The sequence below is a fragment of the Winogradskyella pacifica genome, assembly GCF_013403915.1.
Classification (GTDB): Bacteria; Bacteroidota; Bacteroidia; order Flavobacteriales; family Flavobacteriaceae; genus Winogradskyella; species Winogradskyella pacifica.
Map to the genome: position 1 here is coordinate 24,622 of NZ_JABFDI010000012.1, position 17,399 is coordinate 42,020.

Below are 17,399 nucleotides of genomic sequence, written 5' to 3' on the forward strand. Positions count from 1 at the left end.
ATTGATTAATGCCTGAATTCGATTTTTAAATACATTAAACGTTTGCAATTATTAAGAAAAACTACTCAGTAAGAAATAGGCCATTCAATTTTCTAATTAATATTATGGAATCTTTATACTTAAAATTAGATTTTGTTTGATTTACTATGGGTTCAGAATCAAACTGACTATAGTTTATATGGCCTTCAAATGTATTTGAATAATATATTTTATTAAAGGACATCAACTTAACTCTTAATTTCGTTTTGTAATTGCCTTCATATCTTTTCACTGTAGAAAAAATAAAATGTTTAGGTTTCAATCTATAATCTTCATGACCTGTACCACATAAAAAACTGTATTGTTTTAAATACTCTATTGGTTTCCATTCTTCATTTTTATCTTTTGCTTCCAATAACATAAACAAATCGCCAGCGATAGGTTTTTGTATTATTGTTTCCTCTTTACCATAATTATAGACATAAACAGGAAACGTTTTAAAATGAATTTTACTCCTTTTTTCTAATTTCTCTAATAACTTGTTTTCGTATTTATTAATTGATAAACTATCATGATCATTAGGATTGGTTTCGTCATTTAAATCCAAAATTGAATCCTGAATTATTGTTAGAGGTGGCGGAGGTGGTGGAAAACTTAAAATATCAAACTCATCAGTATGAAATTTAATTCTAGTATTATCTACAAAGACTTTTATACTATCGTGACTATTTAAAGGAATGCCGTGATCTGTATAATCTGAAGACTTATATTTCACCTTGAAATTCATATTTAATGAATCCTTTACGTTTATGGCATAAACTATAGGTATAGAACGCAACATCGTGATTGATTGCTCCGCTATTATAGTATCACAATCTTTTGGGGTAACAAAAGGCAATGTTATATTGTTTTCACTGTTATAACATGACGTCATTAAAATGAAAATTATACAAAGTTTTTTCATAATAATATTTTAACTTAAAATAGCCTTACAATTCCTTAGCAGGGTCCCAATAAATAGCCTCTAAGTTCTGAATTTGATTTTCAACAACCTCAACACCCTCATTTTCCAAAAGCTGCTGCATAAGATTGGTACCTTCAAAATGATGCTTTCCTGTTAAGAGTCCTTTTCTATTTACAACTCTGTGTGCTGGTATATCTTTTCCGTGAGAACCATTCATCGCATAACCTACAATTCTCGCGCTTTTTCCTGCTCCTAAATATTTTGCAATGGCTCCGTAACTGGTTACTCTTCCGTAAGGAATTTGCTTAGCGACTTCATATACTTTTTCGAAAAAACTAAGCGTTTCAGGTTTCATTACAGTTCTTTTAGAATGGTAATAAATGTAACTAAAGCAACAAGTCCGGTAATTATACCAATACTCAGATTCATGCTTTTTTGAGAAGTGAATTTTCGATCTTTAATCTTATCAAAAAAGAAAATATAGAAATAAAGCATTACAAAAGTACCTGTTGCAGCACCTGTTACATAAGTGACAATGCTTAATTTTTCGAAATTCATCCAACCAAAAGACACCAAAGTAATGGTCATATATGCCTGAAACGGGATGGGAAATATATTCAGCGCAGACAGCAACATACCATGTAACAATCTACCATGTTTACTTTTAATTTCAGTTTCTTGCTTCTGTTCTTTCTGCTTAGATGCTAACATCAAAAAATAAACAGTAATGAGAACAAAGATCACAAAAGCAACACGTTTTAAAATTGCTACAATATCTGGGTGACTAGACAAATATCTCGCAAAGATAGCAGCCACATAAGTTTGAATATATACGACAATACAAACCCCTGTAGAAAACATGATACCACGAGCAGCTCCTTCCTTTAGACTAATTCTTGCCGCTGTCATATTTAGCAATCCAGGAGGTATAACTCCCACAAATGCCACAAAAAGGCCAAGAAAAAAAATGACGGTAATACTCAAGTTTTAGTTGATTTTAAATCTAATATACGTAATTGCTTTATCTTTCTCTAAATACTGACTTTCGTAAAACGTCTGAATTTCAGTTACATCCTCAGGACTGCCTTCTAATTTATAAACATTATGGTTGGCATATAATACCTCATAACCCGAACCATGCAATAAACCTAAGGTATAGCCATGCATAAATTCACTATCCGTTTTTAGATGCATTAATCCTCCTGGTTTTAAAACTTTTTTATAGCGTTCTAAAAACTGTAAATTAGTCATTCTATGTTTTGTTCGCTGGTATTTTATTTGTGGATCTGGAAATGTAATCCAGATTTCATCAACTTCATTTTCTTCAAAAATAAATGCTATGAGTTCAATTTGTGTTCTAATAAACGCTGCATTGGGAATATCATCTTCAATCGCTGTTTTTGCTCCTCTCCAGAATCGTGCCCCTTTAATATCTATACCAATAAAGTTTTTATTAGGGTAGCGTTTTGCCAAACCAACGGTATATTCTCCTTTACCACAGCCTAACTCTAGAACTAAAGGGTTATCGTTTTTAAAAACTTCCGATTTCCATTTTCCTTTTAATTTGTATGTAGCATCGACCAATTCTTCTCGTGTTGGCTGATATACATTATGAAAGGTTTCGTTTTCTCTAAAGCGTTTAAGTTTATTTTTACTTCCCACTACATATTGATTTATTAATAATTCGGTAAAATTAAGCAAACATTTTAGGTTTACCTTTGTTTAATACAATCTAAAATTAAGAAACACTAATAAAAGTTGAATACAAAAAAAAGGATTTTAGTTGCACCATTAAATTGGGGATTAGGACATTCTACAAGATGTATTCCTATTATAAATGAATTATTAGCGCATAACTTTGAACCTATTATTGCTAGTGACGGCATCGCTTTAGAATTATTAAAAAAAGAATTCCCTAAACTAGACTCCTTTGAGTTACCCTCTTACAATATTACCTATGCTAAAAAAGCAAATAGCTTTAAAATTAAGTTATTGAAAGACACACCTCATGTTTTAAAAACTATTAAACGCGAAAAGAAGGTTGTAGAAAGTTTAGTTGAAACGGAAGCGATTAGTGGTATTATTTCAGATAATAGATTTGGTGTTAGGCACAATGCTATCCCATCTGTATTCATAACACATCAATTACGCGTATTGAGTGGCAACACCACATGGTTAAGCAGTAAATTGCATCAAAACATAATTTCTAAGTTTAATGAATGTTGGGTTCCTGATCATATGGGCACCACTAATTTGAGTGGAGACTTAGGCCATGTTCCTAACTTTATAGCATCGGTAAAATATTTAGGACCGTTAACCCGATTTAAAAAACAAGATTTAGAAATAGAATACAATCTGCTTGTTTTGCTCTCTGGGCCAGAACCTCAGCGCACCTACTTAGAAGAAAAGCTATTAAGCGACCTAAAACACTATAACGGAAACGTGCTCTTTATAAAAGGAAACGTAGAGTCTCTACAACGTAAAACGGTTATGGATAATGTGGTTATCTATAATTTTATGACAAGTAACCAACTTGAAATTGCCATCAACAAAAGTAACCTTATTCTTAGTCGCTCTGGCTATACCACTATAATGGATTTAGCAAAACTAGAAAAGAAAGCCTTCTTTATACCTACTCCGGGGCAATTTGAACAAGACTATTTAGCTAAAAAATTAGCTTCTGAAGGCGTTGCTCCATATTGTAAGCAAGACGATTTTGATATTAATATGTTATCTAACATTGAAAACTATAGTGGTTTTAAATCGGAAGACTACCAACTAAATTATAAAAAGTTATTTGGTCTTTTCTAAAGTAAATGAAAACTCACTACCCACACCTAATTCGCTTTCAATATATATTTTTTCCTCGTGAGCCTCAATAATATGCTTTACAATTGATAGCCCAAGACCAGAACCACCCTCTTTACGAGAACCACTTTTATCTACACGGTAAAAACGCTCAAACAATCGCTGAAGATTGGCTTTTGCAATCCCATCACCATTATCCGTAACTCTTATAATCGCTTTATTCTTAATGAGGTTTTCTACACTTACTTCTGTAGTTCCTTTTTCTCTTCCGTATTTAATAGAGTTAACAATAAGATTAGTTAAAACTTGTTGAATACGTTCTTTATCGGCATAAACATTAATGGGGTCTAAATAATCGATATCAAAGGTTAATGTAATTTGTTTTTTAGCTGCTTTCATTTCAAACAGATCAAATACATTTTGTACTAATTTAACAATATCAAAATTTTCTTTCTCTAAACTAAGAACACCAACTTCTAGTTTGGTAATCATGTCTAAATCTTTAATAATATACGTTAGGCGTTCGACTCCTTTAGCCGCTCTAGCTAAATATTTTTTTCTAATCTTTTCGTCTTCTACCCCACCTTCTAACAACGTAAGCAAATAGCTTTGAACAGTAAATAGTGGTGTTTTTAATTCGTGTGAAACATTGCCAATAAATTCTTTTCGATATTCTTCTCTAATTTTAAGCGTTTCGATTTCAAATTTTTTATTCTTAGCGTATTTATCAATTTCTTTGGTTAACGTCCCCATATCAGTAGTTATGGGTTGCTGCCTTAAACTTGTCGATTCTAAAAGTGTTAAATCATCATAGATTTTTTTAACACGTCTGTATATAAAACGTTCAACTCTATACTGAATAATAAAAAAACAAAACGGAAAACAGACTAAAGGATAGAAAACAAAATGCCAATTGATAATATGATAATAATTCAAAAAAACACCCACAAGAAACGTTGTAAACAACGTTACATAAAGTGCTGTTCGCAAGGCGAATTTATATGATTTTTTAAGGTTTTTTTGCTGCATTAGTCTACAAACTTGTAACCAACACCTTTTACGGTTTTAAAGGACTTATCTCCTATTTTTTCACGAAGTTTCCGAATATGCACATCGATGGTTCTTCCGCCGACTACGACTTCATTTCCCCAGACTTTATCTAGAATTTCGTCACGTTTAAAAACCTTACCTGGTTTGGTTGCTAACAAAGATAACAATTCAAACTCTTTTCTCGGTAATGCCGTTTCTTTCCCGTTAACGGTAATTTTATATTCTTCTTTATAAATAACTAAATCACCGATTTGAATCACCGTTTCAGCACTACTTTCAGAGTGTTTTAGTCGTCTCAGTAAAGCTTTCACTTTACTTATTAAGACTTTTGGTTTTATCGGTTTTGCGATATAATCATCAGCACCAGCTTCAAAACCGGCTACTTGAGAATAATCTTCACCCCTTGCCGTTAAAAACGTAATAATAGTTTCGCTTAGACTAGGCTCCTCTCTAATACGTTCGCAAGCTTCAATACCATCCATTTTTGGCATCATCACATCAATTATAATTAAATGTGGTTGGTGTTTTTTTGCTAGTTTAACAGCTTCCTCACCATTTTCACCTTTAATAACTTGATAGCCTTCTGCCGTCAAATTAAAACCTACTATTTCTAAAATATCTAGGTCATCATCTACCAATAAGATCTTAATGTCTTTCTTTTTCAATTGAATAAGGTTTTAAATAATTGTAAATATAAATTATATCCCTGTTAACCATCTACAAATAGTGAATTGATAACAATTCCCTAACATTGAAATTGTAAATTCTTGAAACTAAGAAGCACCTGACATTTACCATGTTAACATATTGTAAAATGATAACTATTAACGACTCTGATTCTTAAAACTCACTATTTGTTATTATATTTGTTGTCTAACTTTTATACAATTAAAATTATGAAAAAAATTTACTTTTTATTATTTACATTAATCTCAACTTTTTCTTTTGCCCAAGGCACTGAAACATTTGATGGCTTTTCTGTAGAGGGAAATAGCTACGTTGATGGGACTTTTACAGGTCAAGATGGTTCTACTTGGACTTATACACAATGTAGAGCAGATTATGAAATTACTGGACAATCTATAATGATTGGAAGAAACAGATCACCTCAAGCTGAATTTAGTTCAGGATTAATTTCTGGAGGAGTTGGTACTATTAGTTTTAATTACATGCAGGCTTTTGGAACTGCTGTTAATTTAAACGTATTGGTTAATGATGTTGTAGTTGGTAATGTAACAAGTAATGCAGAGCAAGATGTTATAAAAGCATCTGGAACTATTACAGTAAATACACCAGGCGATGTCGTAATAAAATTTATAAATGCAGAAAATGGTGCTGGTCAAGTTGCTGTTGATGATGTTGTTTGGACGGCATTTGCAGGAACAGCACCTCCAAGTATATCGATTACAAGCCCAAGTGATAATACTGCATTTGCTCCAGGTATGACATCTGTAGATGTAGAATTTATCACTGCTAATTTAGCCGGTGGAGAAAGTGTTACATTAACTGTTAATGGAACTCCTAATGTAAACGCAACAAGTCCTTTTGCAGTTGCAACGACAAATGGTCAAACTTATACTGTAACAGCTGATTTAATTGATGGTGGTGGTACAACTTTAGATACTGACATGATTACTTTTAGCGTATCATCTATAAACCAAGTCGCTAACATTACTGAATTAAGAGCTGGTACTCTTGGCGGAACTTATGAATTAACAGGTGAAGCTATTATATCTTACATTGTTACTGAAAATACTAGAAACCAAAAATACATCCAAGATGGTGGTGCTGGAATCCTTATTGATGATACAGCAGGTATGTTAGCAACTGCTTTAAATATTGGTGATGGTATTACTGGTTTAAAAGGTCAGCTTACTGAATTTTCTGGAACGCTTCAATTTATTCCAACTCAAGATATAGCAGGTACTTCTTCTACAGGAAATACGTTAACTCCAATTGTTCTTTCTGCTTCTGACCTTATAAATAGCGGAGACACTTACCAAAGTAGATTAATTACGTTAAATAGTGTAACTTTTGCAGACGCAGGAGTATTTGCTGATAACACAAGTTACGACGTAGCCGATGGAGCAGATGTAACCGTTTGTAGAGTTTCATTTGGTGACGAAGATTTAATTGGTACTGCAATCCCTGCAACAGCTGCAAGCATTACAGGTTTAGGTGCTCAATTCAATTCAGATAACCAAATTATGCCTAGATATGCTAGTGATATCGCAGCACCATTAAGCGTTACCAATTTTAACGCTAATACATTTAGCTTATATCCTAACCCAACAAATACAGGTTCTGTTTCAATTTCTTCTACATCTAACGAAGCGATAAACGTTCAAGTATTTGATATCTTAGGTAAGCAAGTTAAAAACCAAACATTAACTAACAACACGTTAAATGTTACGAACTTAAAGTCTGGTGTTTACATTGTAAAAATCACTCAAAATAATGCTTCTACTACTAAGAAATTAGTGATTAAGTAAGTATAAATTTTAATACCTATTAAAAGCGTCTCGAAAATTATCGGGACGCTTTTTTATTTTCCATATTTTTGCAGCATGATATCTAAAGACGCCATTTTTAATATAAAATCTGATGCTGAATTTGAAGTATTAGCTTTAGACATTTTTAAATTCCAGTTTAAAAATAATAAAGTCTATCGTTCGTTTTGCGATTTACTATACAAGCATCCATCAGACATAAAACGAGTTTCAGAAATTCCGTTTTTGCCGATTCAGTTTTTTAAATCTCGTGATGTTTTAAGTTCGTCTTTACCTATTCAAAAAACATTTAGCAGCTCTGGCACTACTGGAAGTATTACGAGCAAACATTTAGTTACAGACTTAAATCTCTATGAAGAGAGCTACTTAAAAGCTTTTAAACACTTTTATGGAAATATTGAAGACTATGTGGTCTTAGCCTTATTACCCTCTTATTTAGAACGCGATGGTTCTTCTTTAATTTATATGGTGAATGATTTAATTGAAAAATCGAACCAAACCGAAAGTGGGTTTTATCTTAATAATATTGAAGAATTAGCGCATACTTTAATATCACTAGAAGCTAAACAACAAAAAACATTACTCATAGGAGTTTCTTTTGCACTATTAGATTTGGTTGAGGCCTATCAACTCAACTTAAAGCATACCACAATTATGGAAACTGGAGGTATGAAAGGCAGACGAAAAGAAATTATTAGACAAGAGCTGCACCAAATTCTACAATCTGGTTTTGGAGTTCCTCAAATTCACAGTGAATATGGGATGACCGAACTATTAAGCCAAGCCTATTCTAAAGGCCATGGTGTTTTTGAGTGTCCACCCTGGATGAAAATAGTAACACGCGATACTGAAGATGCACTTACCATTCAACACCCCAACAAAACGGGAGGTATTAATGTAATTGATTTAGCAAATATAAATTCGTGCTCATTTATTGCGACTCAAGATTTAGGTAAAGTTGATGAGAATGGCAACTTTGAAATCATCGGAAGATTCGATAATTCAGATATTAGAGGTTGTAATTTAATGGCTTTATAACTTTTATCCAATGCCCCAAAAGCAATAGCATACCTATAGATTTTAGTGCTCTTCAACTATATTTAAAAAAATTTTACAAATAAGTGTAAGGACATAAATTAAGCAACGACTACTCAGATGCTATGAAAAAGAAAAGTTTTCAATAGTTGATTGATTGATTGGTTAGAAGTGCTCAAAATAAATTTTGAGCACTTTTTTTGTGCATAAAAAAGACCTGTCAAATTTTAGAATTCAACTGGTCTTCATATAACTTAAATAGTAGATCTTAAACCACCTCTAAAATAAAGTTTGTTTTCTTACCTCTACTTAGAATGATATATTTATCATGAATTAAATCTTCTGATGACAATAAATAATCCTCTTTCACCTTTTCCTTATTCACAGCTACCGCATTTTCCTTTAGAGCACGCCTTGCATCTCCATTAGAACTTAAGAAATCTGTTTTTGCTGCTAAAGCACCAATCATGTCTAACCCTTCACTAAATTCTACTTGCGAAATTTTAGCATGTTTTACACCTTCAAAAACATCTAAAAACAAAGATTCTGACAATTGTTTAATCTCGTTTTTAAAATCTTTACTAAATAATATTTCTGACGCTTTTACCGCATTATCGTAATCATCCTTACTATGTACAAATACGGTGACTTCTTCAGCCAAACGTTTTTGTAATAATCTTAAATGTGGAGTTTCTTTATGAGCTGCAATTAAAGCTTCAATCGTTTCTTTATCTAAAAACGTGAAAATTTTAATGTATTTCTCAGCATCCTCATCGGTAGAATTTAACCAAAATTGGTAAAATTTATAAACCGAAGTTTTATCCGTATCTAACCAAACATTTCCGCCTTCAGACTTTCCAAATTTAGAACCATCGGCTTTTGTAATTAAAGGACAGGTCATAGCATACGCTTTTGCTTGGTCTTCACCATTGTGCATACGTCTAACCAATTCTGTTCCTGTTGTAATATTTCCCCATTGGTCACTACCTCCCATTTGCAATTTACACCCCATGGTTTTATACAAATGATGAAAATCGTAACCTTGAATCAATTGGTATGTAAATTCGGTAAAAGACATCCCAATACTTCCTTCTTCACCAGAAAAACGCTTTTTCACAGAATCCTTAGCCATCATATAATTTACGGTAATACGTTTACCAACATCTCTGGCAAAATCGATAAAGCTAAAATCCTTCATCCAATCGTAGTTATTCACTAACACTGGAGCATTTTTTTCTGTTGAATTAAAATCTAAAAAACGAGATAATACACTTTTTATTCCTGCTACATTATGAGCTAAAGCGACTTCATCTAAAAGATTACGTTCGTCACTTTTCCCTGAAGGATCTCCAATCATACCAGTAGCACCACCTACTAAAGCAACGGGCTTATGACCTGCTTTTTCTAAATGAACTAATAATATTATCGGTACTAAGCTACCAATGTGTAATGAATCTGATGTAGGATCAAAACCAATATAGGCAGTAGTCATCTCATTGTCTAATTGTTCTTCTGTACCTGGCATGATATCGTGTACCATTCCTCTCCAACGTAATTCTTCTACAAACTTATTTGCCATTGCTTTTTAGTTTCAAATTGATTTGCGCAAAGATAAGTTTCCACTGCTAAAGACAAAAGACAATTTTAACTCAATTTGCTTAAGCAGATACGTATTAGACCTACAACTTATAAATTGAAAATTCACATTAAGAATAAGGCTTAAAAAACGTAACTTTACACAATGATTTTAGTTACAGGAGGTACAGGTTTAGTTGGTTCTCATCTGCTTTTTCAACTTTTGAAAAGTGATGAACCGATACGTGCTATCTATAGACGAGAAAAAACATTAGCACGTGTAAAAAACGTATTCTCCTACTTTTCTGATAATGCTGAAACACTTTTTAATAAAATTGAATGGGTTGAAGCAGATATTAATGACATTCCTAAACTTGAAGCTGCTTTTAAAGATATTACACATGTTTATCATTGTGCTGCCTTTGTATCTTTTGAACCGAATAGATATAACGATTTAAGAAAAATTAATATTAAAGGCACAGCGAACATTGTTAATCTATCGATTAGTCATCAGATTAAAAAATTATGCTACGTGAGTACTATTGCCGCAATTGGGCATCATAGCAATCCTGAAAAATTAATAGATGAGCAAACCGATTGGAACCCAGAAGATGACAATAGTGTTTATGCGATTACCAAATACGGAGCAGAGCTTGAAGTTTGGCGCGGTACACAAGAAGGTTTAGATGCTGTGATTGTAAACCCTGGAATTATTTTAGGAGCTGGCTATTGGAATGGTGGCAGTAGCGGCAACTTATTTAAGCGCCTACATAAAGGTATGACTTATTATACAACAGGAATCACTGGTTATATAGATGTTTGGGATGTCGTTAGTGCTATGGAACAACTAATGCATAGCAATATTAAAAACGAAGGTTTTATTTTAGTTGCTGAAAATCTAAGCTTTGAAACCTTTTTTACTAAAACTGCAAAAAGTTTAGAAGTTAAGCCTCCAACAAAACAAGCAAAATCTTGGTTATTAGGAATTGCGTGGAGATTAGATTGGCTAAAGCATTTGCTTACAGGAAAACGTAGAAGCTTATCTAAACAAACGGCAAAATCCGCGATTAGTGTTACAAATTATGATGCTTCTAAAATAATAAATAGCTTAAATTTTGAATTTAAACCTATAGATAAAAGTATAGAAGAAGTCAGTAAATTATTTCTTAAGGATTATTAGGCTTCATTTTTTTTAAAGCAGTCTTATCAAAAGTTTTCCGAATAGAATCTTTAGTTGTTTTTTTTACCTTAGCAATTGAATCTCTAACTTGCTTTATAGAATCGACCTCTATTTCTCTTATGTCTTCAAAATGTTGCTTTTCAGATTTTAGTCGTTCTTTTACCTCATCAACAATCGCTTTATATGTTTCGGTTTCAAAAGTATAATAGGTGTTACTTTCTGCAAACCGAGTGCTATCTATATTGTGTTTTTTTAAAATGTAAAATTCCGGATCAAAATCATTTTTTTCTAAAGTAGACCTATTAACTCCTTTTGCTGCATTAACAACATATAAGTCGTAAAGCAGATCCGTCATTTGTGCTTCTGATATCAAATTATCTGGTTTTTTTGGTTTATTAATACCATCGCAGGCCAAAATTAAAATACCTAATACCAATATAATACTGATTCGCTTTAACATCTTATCTATCAAAAGTTAGTCGTTGTCCTGCTTTAACGTCTAAAACATTGAAATTGTTATATACTAATTGACCGTTTACAAACGTATGTGTGATTCTGCTTTTAAAGGTGTTGCCTTCAAACGGAGACCAACCGCATTTATAAAGAATATTACTCTTATTAACCGTCCAAGGACTTTGAGGATCTACAATTACTAAATCTGCAAAATAGCCTTCCTTTATATATCCACGTTTTTCAACATTAAACAGTATAGCCGGATTGTGACAGGCTTTTTCTACAATTTTTTCTACGGAAATTTTTCCTTGATGATGTGCTTCCATCAAAGCCATTAACGCATGCTGTACTAATGGTCCGCCTGAAGGTGTACTTGTATACTTATTATTTTTCTCTTCTAAAGTATGTGGAGCATGATCTGTAGCAATGACATCTATTTTGTCATCTAATAAGGCTTTCCAAAGTTGATCTCTATCTTTCGTTGTTTTCACTGCAGGATTCCATTTAATATGACTTCCTTTTTTAGCATAATCTTCTTCTGAAAACATCAAGTGATGTACACAGACCTCAGCTGTAATCTTTTTATCTTTTAATGGAATTTTATTAGAGAATAAATTGGTCTCTTTTCCTGTAGAAAGATGGAACACATGTAACCTTGCCCCTGTTTTCTTAGCTAATTCGATCGCTTTTGAAGATGACAGGTAACACGCCTCTTCACTTCGGATTTTAGGATGCATTGCCATAGGAATATCATCACCATATTGCTCCTTATATTTTGCTAAGTTGGCTTTTATAGTCGCTTCATCTTCACAATGCACAGATATCACCATATCGGTACTCGAAAATATTTTTTCAATCACTTTAGGATCGTCCACGAGCATATTACCTGTAGAAGAGCCTAAAAATAGTTTTAGACCTGCAACCGTTTTGGGGTCGACTTTTAAAATTTCTTCCAAGTTATCATTGGTACCACCAAACATAAACGAATAATTAGCATAAGATGAGTTTGCTGCAATGGCAAATTTTTCTTCTAATTTTTCTAAGGTTGTGGTTTGTGGATTGGTGTTTGGCATCTCAATAAAAGATGTAATTCCACCAGCAATTGCTGCTCTAGATTCCGATTCTATATCTCCTTTATGCGTTAGTCCTGGCTCTCTAAAATGCACTTGGTCATCTATCATTCCTGGGAAAACATAATTCCCTTCTACATCAATAACCAATATATCAGCAGACTTTACACTTATAGACGTGTCAATCTCTTTTATAATATTATCTTCAATAAGAATGTCTCCTTCAACAATTTTTCCTTCGTTGACAATTCTTGCGTTTTTTATGAGGGTATTTCGCGTCATGTATTTTTACTTAGCAAATAAGCTTTTTAATTTTAAACTAACTACTCCAAATATAGCTTCGGTAATAATACCTCCGCTCATTTTTGATTTTCCTTTGGTTCTATCTTTAAAAATAACTGGTATTTCTACAATTTTAAAACCTTTTTTATGGGCTTTGAATTTCATTTCAATTTGAAACGCATAGCCTACAAATTCTATTTTCTTAAGATTTATGGTTTCTAAAACAGTTCTTTTATAACAAATAAACCCTGCTGTAGAATCCTTAACTTTCATTCGTGTTATCAATCTTACATAACGTGATGCTCCATAAGATAACAAAATACGAGACATTGGCCAATTAACAACCGTAATACCTTTTACATATCTCGACCCAACAGCAACATCTGCGCCAGCAACACAAGCATTATACAATCTAGAAAGATCATCTGGATTGTGTGAAAAATCAGCATCCATTTCAAAAACATATTGATACGATTTTTCTAAAGCCCATTCAAATCCTGCAATATAAGCAGTTCCTAAACCACTTTTTTCCTTGCGTTCTAACAAAAATAATTGATTCTTAAATTCTTGTTGCAAACGTTTAACGGTATCTGCTGTTTTATCTGGTGAGTTATCATCAACAATAAGTACATGAAATTCCCTTGGCTGTGAAAACACAGCTCTAATGATTGATTCTACGTTTTCAATCTCATTATAGGTCGGGATTATGACAATTGCGTCAGACATTAACTCACTTTTAAACACTCCTTGGAGCGACTTCTTAGAATTTCAACAAAAATAAAGTTTTTAATGGATTATATACTGTAATTAACTTTTTTGATAGTTATGAATCGTACTTCTAATTGTAAGCTCATTTTTTTATAATTTAGCGGCATGCGAAATTATATAACACACGAGTGGTTTACCATTTTTACAATCATAGGATTGTTTACCATCGTGGTTGCTAAATATTTAAATACACTTCGCTTCAATGATTTCTTGTCTGTCATCGGTAATTCTAAATACCTTAAGATTTATACTAAGGATCAAAAATTTATAGATCAATTTGATAGCTTTCTGTTTATTAACCTTTCGCTATCCCTAAGTATTTTCATCTATTTTGCTTATAATACGTTTGTAACACCCGTTGATTTTGAGCTGATGTCGTTCTTAAAACTAACATTTGCGGTCTCTACTGTTATTATTATAAAAACACTTTTGGAACGTCTTATTGGGAGCCTTTTTGAAATTGATAGTTTAATAGATGATTACTTATTTCAAAAAACAACTTTCAAGAATTTTTCTGGTCTCGTTTTTTTTATGGCAAATTTATTTTTACTGTACACCGACATACGCATGACTATTATCATAATATCAGCAATCTCTATTGTTTGCCTTATAAATGTGATTGGATTTTTATCTTCATTCAAAACCCATCAAAAATCAATAAATCCAAATTTTTTCTATTTTTTATTGTATCTTTGCGCTCTCGAAATTAGCCCTTATATACTTTTATTTAAGGTAATTAGAGAATATAACGTTTAAAACACCCCGTTTACGTATGAAAGTGAAAACAATTTTAGTATCACAACCAGAGCCTAAAATAGAAAATTCCCCATACTTTGATTTGCAAGAAAAGCAAAAAGTAAAAGTGGACTTTAGACCCTTTATTCATGTTGAAGGTGTTTCCTCTAAGGATGTGAGACAACAAAAAGTAGATCTTACAAAGTACACAGCCATTATACTTACAAGTAGAAATTCAGTAGATCATTTCTTTAGAGTTGCAGATGAAATGCGCTTTAAAGTGCCAGATTCTATGAAGTATTTCTGCCAGTCTGAAGCTGTTGCCTATTATCTACAGAAATATGTGGTTTATAGAAAGCGTAAAATTTACGTTGGGAAGCGTACGTTTGAAGATTTAATGCCTTTGATTAAAAAATATAAAGACGAAGCGTTTTTATTACCAACAACAGATAAAGTTAAACCTATTATAGCAGAGTTATTAAATGAACTAGGTGTTAATTGGAAACAAGCTACTTTCTACAAAACAGTAATTAGTGATTTATCTGATTTAGCGGATGTGTATTATGATATCTTAGTATTCTTTAGCCCTTCTGGTATTGAATCATTATTTCATAATTTCCCTAATTTTGAACAGAAAAATACACGTATCGCTGTATTTGGAAATACAACCGTTAAAGCAGTTGAAGAAAAAGGAATGCGTGTAGATATCGCTGCACCAACTCCAGAAACTCCTTCAATGACAATGGCTTTACAGAAATATATTGATTCCGTAAATAAAGGTAAATAGTATTAAAACTATTAGATATAAAAAAAGCGATTCTAAATTTTAGAATCGCTTTTTTAGTTTATATAAGTTATGATCTAGAATGCATAACGTTGTGGACCACCACGTCTCACTTCTTCTGAAGCATAAGACTCAAACTTCTTAAAGTTCTCTCTAAACGCATTAGATAATTTAAATGCCATAGTATAATAAGCTTTATCATCATTCCAAGTTGTTCTTGGGCTCAACACTTCTGTTGGTACTCCAGGACAACTTCTTGGTTGCGCCACTCCAAATACAGAATGGATATGATAATCTTCATACGTGTAATCACCTAAATCACCATTTAATGCTGCGTTAATCATAGCACGTGTGTATTTTAATTTCATACGTGTTCCTACTCCGTAAGGACCACCTGTCCAACCTGTATTAATCAGCCAAACATTCACACCTGCTTCTAACATTTTTTTGCTTAACATATCAGCATATTCTGTTGGGTGTAACGGCATAAAAGGGGCACCAAAACAAGCAGAAAAACTTGGTACTGGTTCTACAACACCTGCTTCTGTACCAGCAACTTTTGCCGTATAACCAGAAATAAAGTGGTATGCAGCCTGACTTGGAGTCAGTTTAGATATCGGAGGTAATACACCAAAAGCATCTGCCGTTAAGAAAAATATATTCTTAGGGTTTTCACCCACAGAAGGTTTTCTAATATTATCTATATGGTAAATTGGGTAACTTACCCTAGTATTTTGAGTTATAGATGTATCAGCAAAATCGACGTTGCCTTTATCATCCATAATTACATTTTCTAATATGGCTCCTTTTTTAATCGCAGCAAAAATCTCAGGCTCTTGTTCTTGAGATAGGTTGATTACTTTAGCGTAACAACCACCTTCAAAATTAAACACAGTATTTTCTTTTGTCCAGCCATGTTCATCATCTCCAATTAAACTACGATTAGGATCGGTAGACAGTGTTGTTTTCCCCGTTCCAGATAATCCGAAGAAAATAGATGTATCACCATCTTTACCAACATTAGCACTACAGTGCATTGGTAACGTATCTTTAAATACTGGAAGAATGAAATTTAATGCCGAGAAGATGCCTTTTTTAATTTCGCCTGTATAACCGGTTCCTCCGATTAAAGCAATCTTACGTGTAAAATCTAAAATCGCAAAGTTATGTTGGCGTGTACCATCAACTTCAGGATCAGCCATAAAACCTGGCGCATTAACCACAGTCCATTCTGGTGAGAAGTTTTCTAATTCAGCTTCCGTCGGACGTAAAAACATATTATACGCAAACATGTTGCTCCAAGGATACTCATTAATAACTCTAATATTTAATTTGTAATCCTCATCTGCGCAAGCGTAACTATCGCGTACATAAATTTCTTTTTCAGATAAATAATCAACGACTTTATCATAAAGCTTCTGAAATTTGTCACTATCAAAAGCAATGTTGATGTTTCCCCACCAAACTTTGTCTTTAGTGATATCATCTTTCACAATAAATCTATCCATTGGAGAACGACCCGTAAATTCACCTGTATTAACTGCTAAAGCACCTGAAGACGATTCTACTCCTTGGCCTTTAGAAATTGTTTCAGCATGCAATTCATCTGAAGATAATTGATAATTTACTTTTGCATTTTTAATTCCATATTGATCCAACGAAATCGTTTTCGTTGATTGGGAATGATTTGCCATAATATTTGTGTTGTTTAGTGCTGCAAAATTATAATTTTATTTTGAAACAACGCCTTTGATTTATATTAATCCACCTTATTTTTTACAATGCCTATTAACAGTATTACCCAAGCTATTATAAGTAATAGGCCACCAACAGGAGTCATTAGAGCAATCGATTTAAAATCGAAGCCAGAAAGTGAATTTGTCGCTAGCCCATATATAGAGCCAGAAAAGAAAACAACACCTAATAAAACGAAATAAAATACTGTCTTTTTTATTTTTAAACTCACAAACGATGTACCACCTACAATTAGGAGAAAAAAAGCATGATATATCTGATAACGCACACCTGTTTCAAAAGTTTTAATGGCGTTAGAATCCACCAGTTTTTCTAGTCCATGTGCCGCAAAAGCACCCAAAATTATACCTAATATTCCTAAAATAGATCCGGTAACTAATAATCTCTTGTTCATAATTAAAAATGTGAATTCGGTTTATTATGCCTCTTGTATTTGTTACATTCGTACGAA

At 32.7% G+C, this 17,399-nt stretch carries 18 protein-coding genes; 6 read left to right on the top strand and 12 right to left on the bottom strand.

Going from position 1 to position 17,399, the window contains the following annotated elements; genetic code table 11:
* Nucleotides 1-61 precede the first annotated feature (61 nt).
* Genes HM984_RS11510 through trmB form a run of 4 tightly spaced genes read right to left on the bottom strand, consistent with a single transcriptional unit; the run spans nucleotide 62 to nucleotide 2,605 of the window.
* Nucleotides 62-943, bottom strand: coding sequence for a hypothetical protein (locus tag HM984_RS11510; protein WP_179349277.1), 882 nt, complete (start codon nucleotides 941-943; stop codon nucleotides 62-64).
* A gap of 25 nt (nucleotides 944-968) precedes the next feature.
* Entirely contained in the window at nucleotides 969-1,298 is a 330-nt protein-coding gene (locus tag HM984_RS11515) for an MGMT family protein (protein ID WP_179349278.1), read from the bottom strand.
* A complete protein-coding gene (locus HM984_RS11520) occupies nucleotides 1,298-1,891 on the bottom strand; it encodes a LysE family transporter (RefSeq protein ID WP_371312446.1) in 594 nt (197 codons plus the stop codon). The genes HM984_RS11515 and HM984_RS11520 overlap by 1 nt, the downstream gene beginning before the upstream one ends.
* 39 nt (nucleotides 1,892-1,930) lie before the next feature.
* The gene (trmB, locus tag HM984_RS11525; RefSeq protein WP_179349336.1) at nucleotides 1,931-2,605 is read right to left on the bottom strand and encodes a tRNA (guanosine(46)-N7)-methyltransferase TrmB; all 675 of its coding nucleotides are present in this window, start codon (nucleotides 2,603-2,605) and stop codon (nucleotides 1,931-1,933) included.
* 96 nt (nucleotides 2,606-2,701) lie between these two features.
* Here trmB and HM984_RS11530 point away from each other — a divergent pair, with 96 nt between their 5' ends.
* Entirely contained in the window at nucleotides 2,702-3,754 is a 1,053-nt protein-coding gene (locus HM984_RS11530; RefSeq protein WP_179349279.1) for a glycosyltransferase, read from the top strand.
* On the opposite strand, the gene HM984_RS11535 is transcribed toward HM984_RS11530, so the two are convergent.
* The gene (locus tag HM984_RS11535) at nucleotides 3,737-4,780 is read right to left on the bottom strand and encodes a sensor histidine kinase (RefSeq protein WP_115808052.1); all 1,044 of its coding nucleotides are present in this window, start codon (nucleotides 4,778-4,780) and stop codon (nucleotides 3,737-3,739) included. The genes HM984_RS11530 and HM984_RS11535 overlap by 18 nt on opposite strands.
* Nucleotides 4,780-5,466: a response regulator transcription factor gene (locus tag HM984_RS11540; RefSeq protein ID WP_115808053.1), complete on the bottom strand. Its 687-nt coding sequence runs from the start codon at nucleotides 5,464-5,466 to the stop codon at nucleotides 4,780-4,782. The genes HM984_RS11535 and HM984_RS11540 overlap by 1 nt, the downstream gene beginning before the upstream one ends.
* A gap of 231 nt (nucleotides 5,467-5,697) precedes the next feature.
* Here HM984_RS11540 and HM984_RS11545 point away from each other — a divergent pair, with 231 nt between their 5' ends.
* Nucleotides 5,698-7,293 carry a T9SS type A sorting domain-containing protein gene (locus tag HM984_RS11545; RefSeq protein ID WP_179349280.1) on the top strand — a complete coding sequence of 532 codons (1,596 nt, stop codon included), beginning with the start codon at nucleotides 5,698-5,700 and terminating at the stop codon, nucleotides 7,291-7,293.
* Nucleotides 7,294-7,368: 75 nt separating this feature from the next.
* The gene (locus HM984_RS11550; protein ID WP_179349281.1) at nucleotides 7,369-8,349 is read left to right on the top strand and encodes a long-chain-fatty-acid--protein ligase; all 981 of its coding nucleotides are present in this window, start codon (nucleotides 7,369-7,371) and stop codon (nucleotides 8,347-8,349) included.
* A gap of 265 nt (nucleotides 8,350-8,614) precedes the next feature.
* Here the strand turns inward: HM984_RS11550 and tyrS are convergent, their stop codons facing one another.
* Nucleotides 8,615-9,925 (bottom strand): tyrosine--tRNA ligase, encoded by a 1,311-nt coding sequence (tyrS, locus tag HM984_RS11555; protein WP_115808056.1) that lies wholly within the window; start codon nucleotides 9,923-9,925, stop codon nucleotides 8,615-8,617.
* Nucleotides 9,926-10,087: 162 nt separating this feature from the next.
* On the opposite strand from tyrS, the gene HM984_RS11560 reads away from it, so the two are divergent.
* Nucleotides 10,088-11,101: an NAD-dependent epimerase/dehydratase family protein gene (locus HM984_RS11560; RefSeq protein ID WP_179349282.1), complete on the top strand. Its 1,014-nt coding sequence runs from the start codon at nucleotides 10,088-10,090 to the stop codon at nucleotides 11,099-11,101.
* On the opposite strand, the gene HM984_RS11565 is transcribed toward HM984_RS11560, so the two are convergent.
* From HM984_RS11565 to HM984_RS11575, 3 genes are read right to left on the bottom strand one after another with little or no spacing between them, the layout of a single operon-like run.
* A complete protein-coding gene (locus HM984_RS11565; RefSeq protein WP_115808058.1) occupies nucleotides 11,088-11,561 on the bottom strand; it encodes a DUF4296 domain-containing protein in 474 nt (157 codons plus the stop codon). The two genes, HM984_RS11560 and HM984_RS11565, sit on opposite strands and share 14 nt — an antisense overlap.
* 1 nt (nucleotide 11,562) lies before the next feature.
* Complete coding sequence (locus HM984_RS11570) at nucleotides 11,563-12,906, bottom strand: dihydroorotase (protein ID WP_179349283.1); 1,344 nt, start codon at nucleotides 12,904-12,906, stop codon at nucleotides 11,563-11,565.
* Nucleotides 12,907-12,912: 6 nt separating this feature from the next.
* Complete coding sequence (locus HM984_RS11575) at nucleotides 12,913-13,632, bottom strand: polyprenol monophosphomannose synthase (protein WP_115808060.1); 720 nt, start codon at nucleotides 13,630-13,632, stop codon at nucleotides 12,913-12,915.
* A 147-nt stretch (nucleotides 13,633-13,779) separates the two neighbouring features.
* Between HM984_RS11575 and HM984_RS11580 the strand changes: the two genes are divergently transcribed.
* A complete protein-coding gene (locus tag HM984_RS11580) occupies nucleotides 13,780-14,430 on the top strand; it encodes a DUF4271 domain-containing protein (RefSeq protein ID WP_115808061.1) in 651 nt (216 codons plus the stop codon).
* A 16-nt stretch (nucleotides 14,431-14,446) separates the two neighbouring features.
* Nucleotides 14,447-15,196, top strand: coding sequence for a uroporphyrinogen-III synthase (locus HM984_RS11585; RefSeq protein WP_115808062.1), 750 nt, complete (start codon nucleotides 14,447-14,449; stop codon nucleotides 15,194-15,196).
* 74 nt (nucleotides 15,197-15,270) lie between these two features.
* On the opposite strand, the gene pckA is transcribed toward HM984_RS11585, so the two are convergent.
* Nucleotides 15,271-16,887, bottom strand: a complete 1,617-nt coding sequence (pckA, locus tag HM984_RS11590; RefSeq protein ID WP_115808063.1) for a phosphoenolpyruvate carboxykinase (ATP) — start codon at nucleotides 16,885-16,887, stop codon at nucleotides 15,271-15,273.
* 65 nt (nucleotides 16,888-16,952) lie between these two features.
* Nucleotides 16,953-17,342: a DUF423 domain-containing protein gene (locus tag HM984_RS11595; RefSeq protein ID WP_115808064.1), complete on the bottom strand. Its 390-nt coding sequence runs from the start codon at nucleotides 17,340-17,342 to the stop codon at nucleotides 16,953-16,955.
* Nucleotides 17,343-17,399: the final 57 nt, after the last annotated feature.

Coding starts and splice junctions, on each gene's coding strand:
- HM984_RS11510 (WP_179349277.1), bottom strand. CDS start 943: ATGAAAAAACTTTGTATAATTTTCATTTTAATGACGTCATGTTATAAC.
- HM984_RS11515 (WP_179349278.1), bottom strand. CDS start 1,298: ATGAAACCTGAAACGCTTAGTTTTTTCGAAAAAGTATATGAAGTCGCT.
- HM984_RS11535 (WP_115808052.1), bottom strand. CDS start 4,780: ATGCAGCAAAAAAACCTTAAAAAATCATATAAATTCGCCTTGCGAACA.
- HM984_RS11545 (WP_179349280.1), top strand. CDS start 5,698: ATGAAAAAAATTTACTTTTTATTATTTACATTAATCTCAACTTTTTCT.
- HM984_RS11550 (WP_179349281.1), top strand. CDS start 7,369: ATGATATCTAAAGACGCCATTTTTAATATAAAATCTGATGCTGAATTT.
- tyrS (WP_115808056.1), bottom strand. CDS start 9,925: ATGGCAAATAAGTTTGTAGAAGAATTACGTTGGAGAGGAATGGTACAC.
- HM984_RS11560 (WP_179349282.1), top strand. CDS start 10,088: ATGATTTTAGTTACAGGAGGTACAGGTTTAGTTGGTTCTCATCTGCTT.
- HM984_RS11565 (WP_115808058.1), bottom strand. CDS start 11,561: ATGTTAAAGCGAATCAGTATTATATTGGTATTAGGTATTTTAATTTTG.
- HM984_RS11570 (WP_179349283.1), bottom strand. CDS start 12,906: ATGACGCGAAATACCCTCATAAAAAACGCAAGAATTGTCAACGAAGGA.
- HM984_RS11575 (WP_115808060.1), bottom strand. CDS start 13,632: ATGTCTGACGCAATTGTCATAATCCCGACCTATAATGAGATTGAAAAC.
- HM984_RS11580 (WP_115808061.1), top strand. CDS start 13,780: ATGCGAAATTATATAACACACGAGTGGTTTACCATTTTTACAATCATA.
- HM984_RS11585 (WP_115808062.1), top strand. CDS start 14,447: ATGAAAGTGAAAACAATTTTAGTATCACAACCAGAGCCTAAAATAGAA.
- pckA (WP_115808063.1), bottom strand. CDS start 16,887: ATGGCAAATCATTCCCAATCAACGAAAACGATTTCGTTGGATCAATAT.
- HM984_RS11595 (WP_115808064.1), bottom strand. CDS start 17,342: ATGAACAAGAGATTATTAGTTACCGGATCTATTTTAGGAATATTAGGT.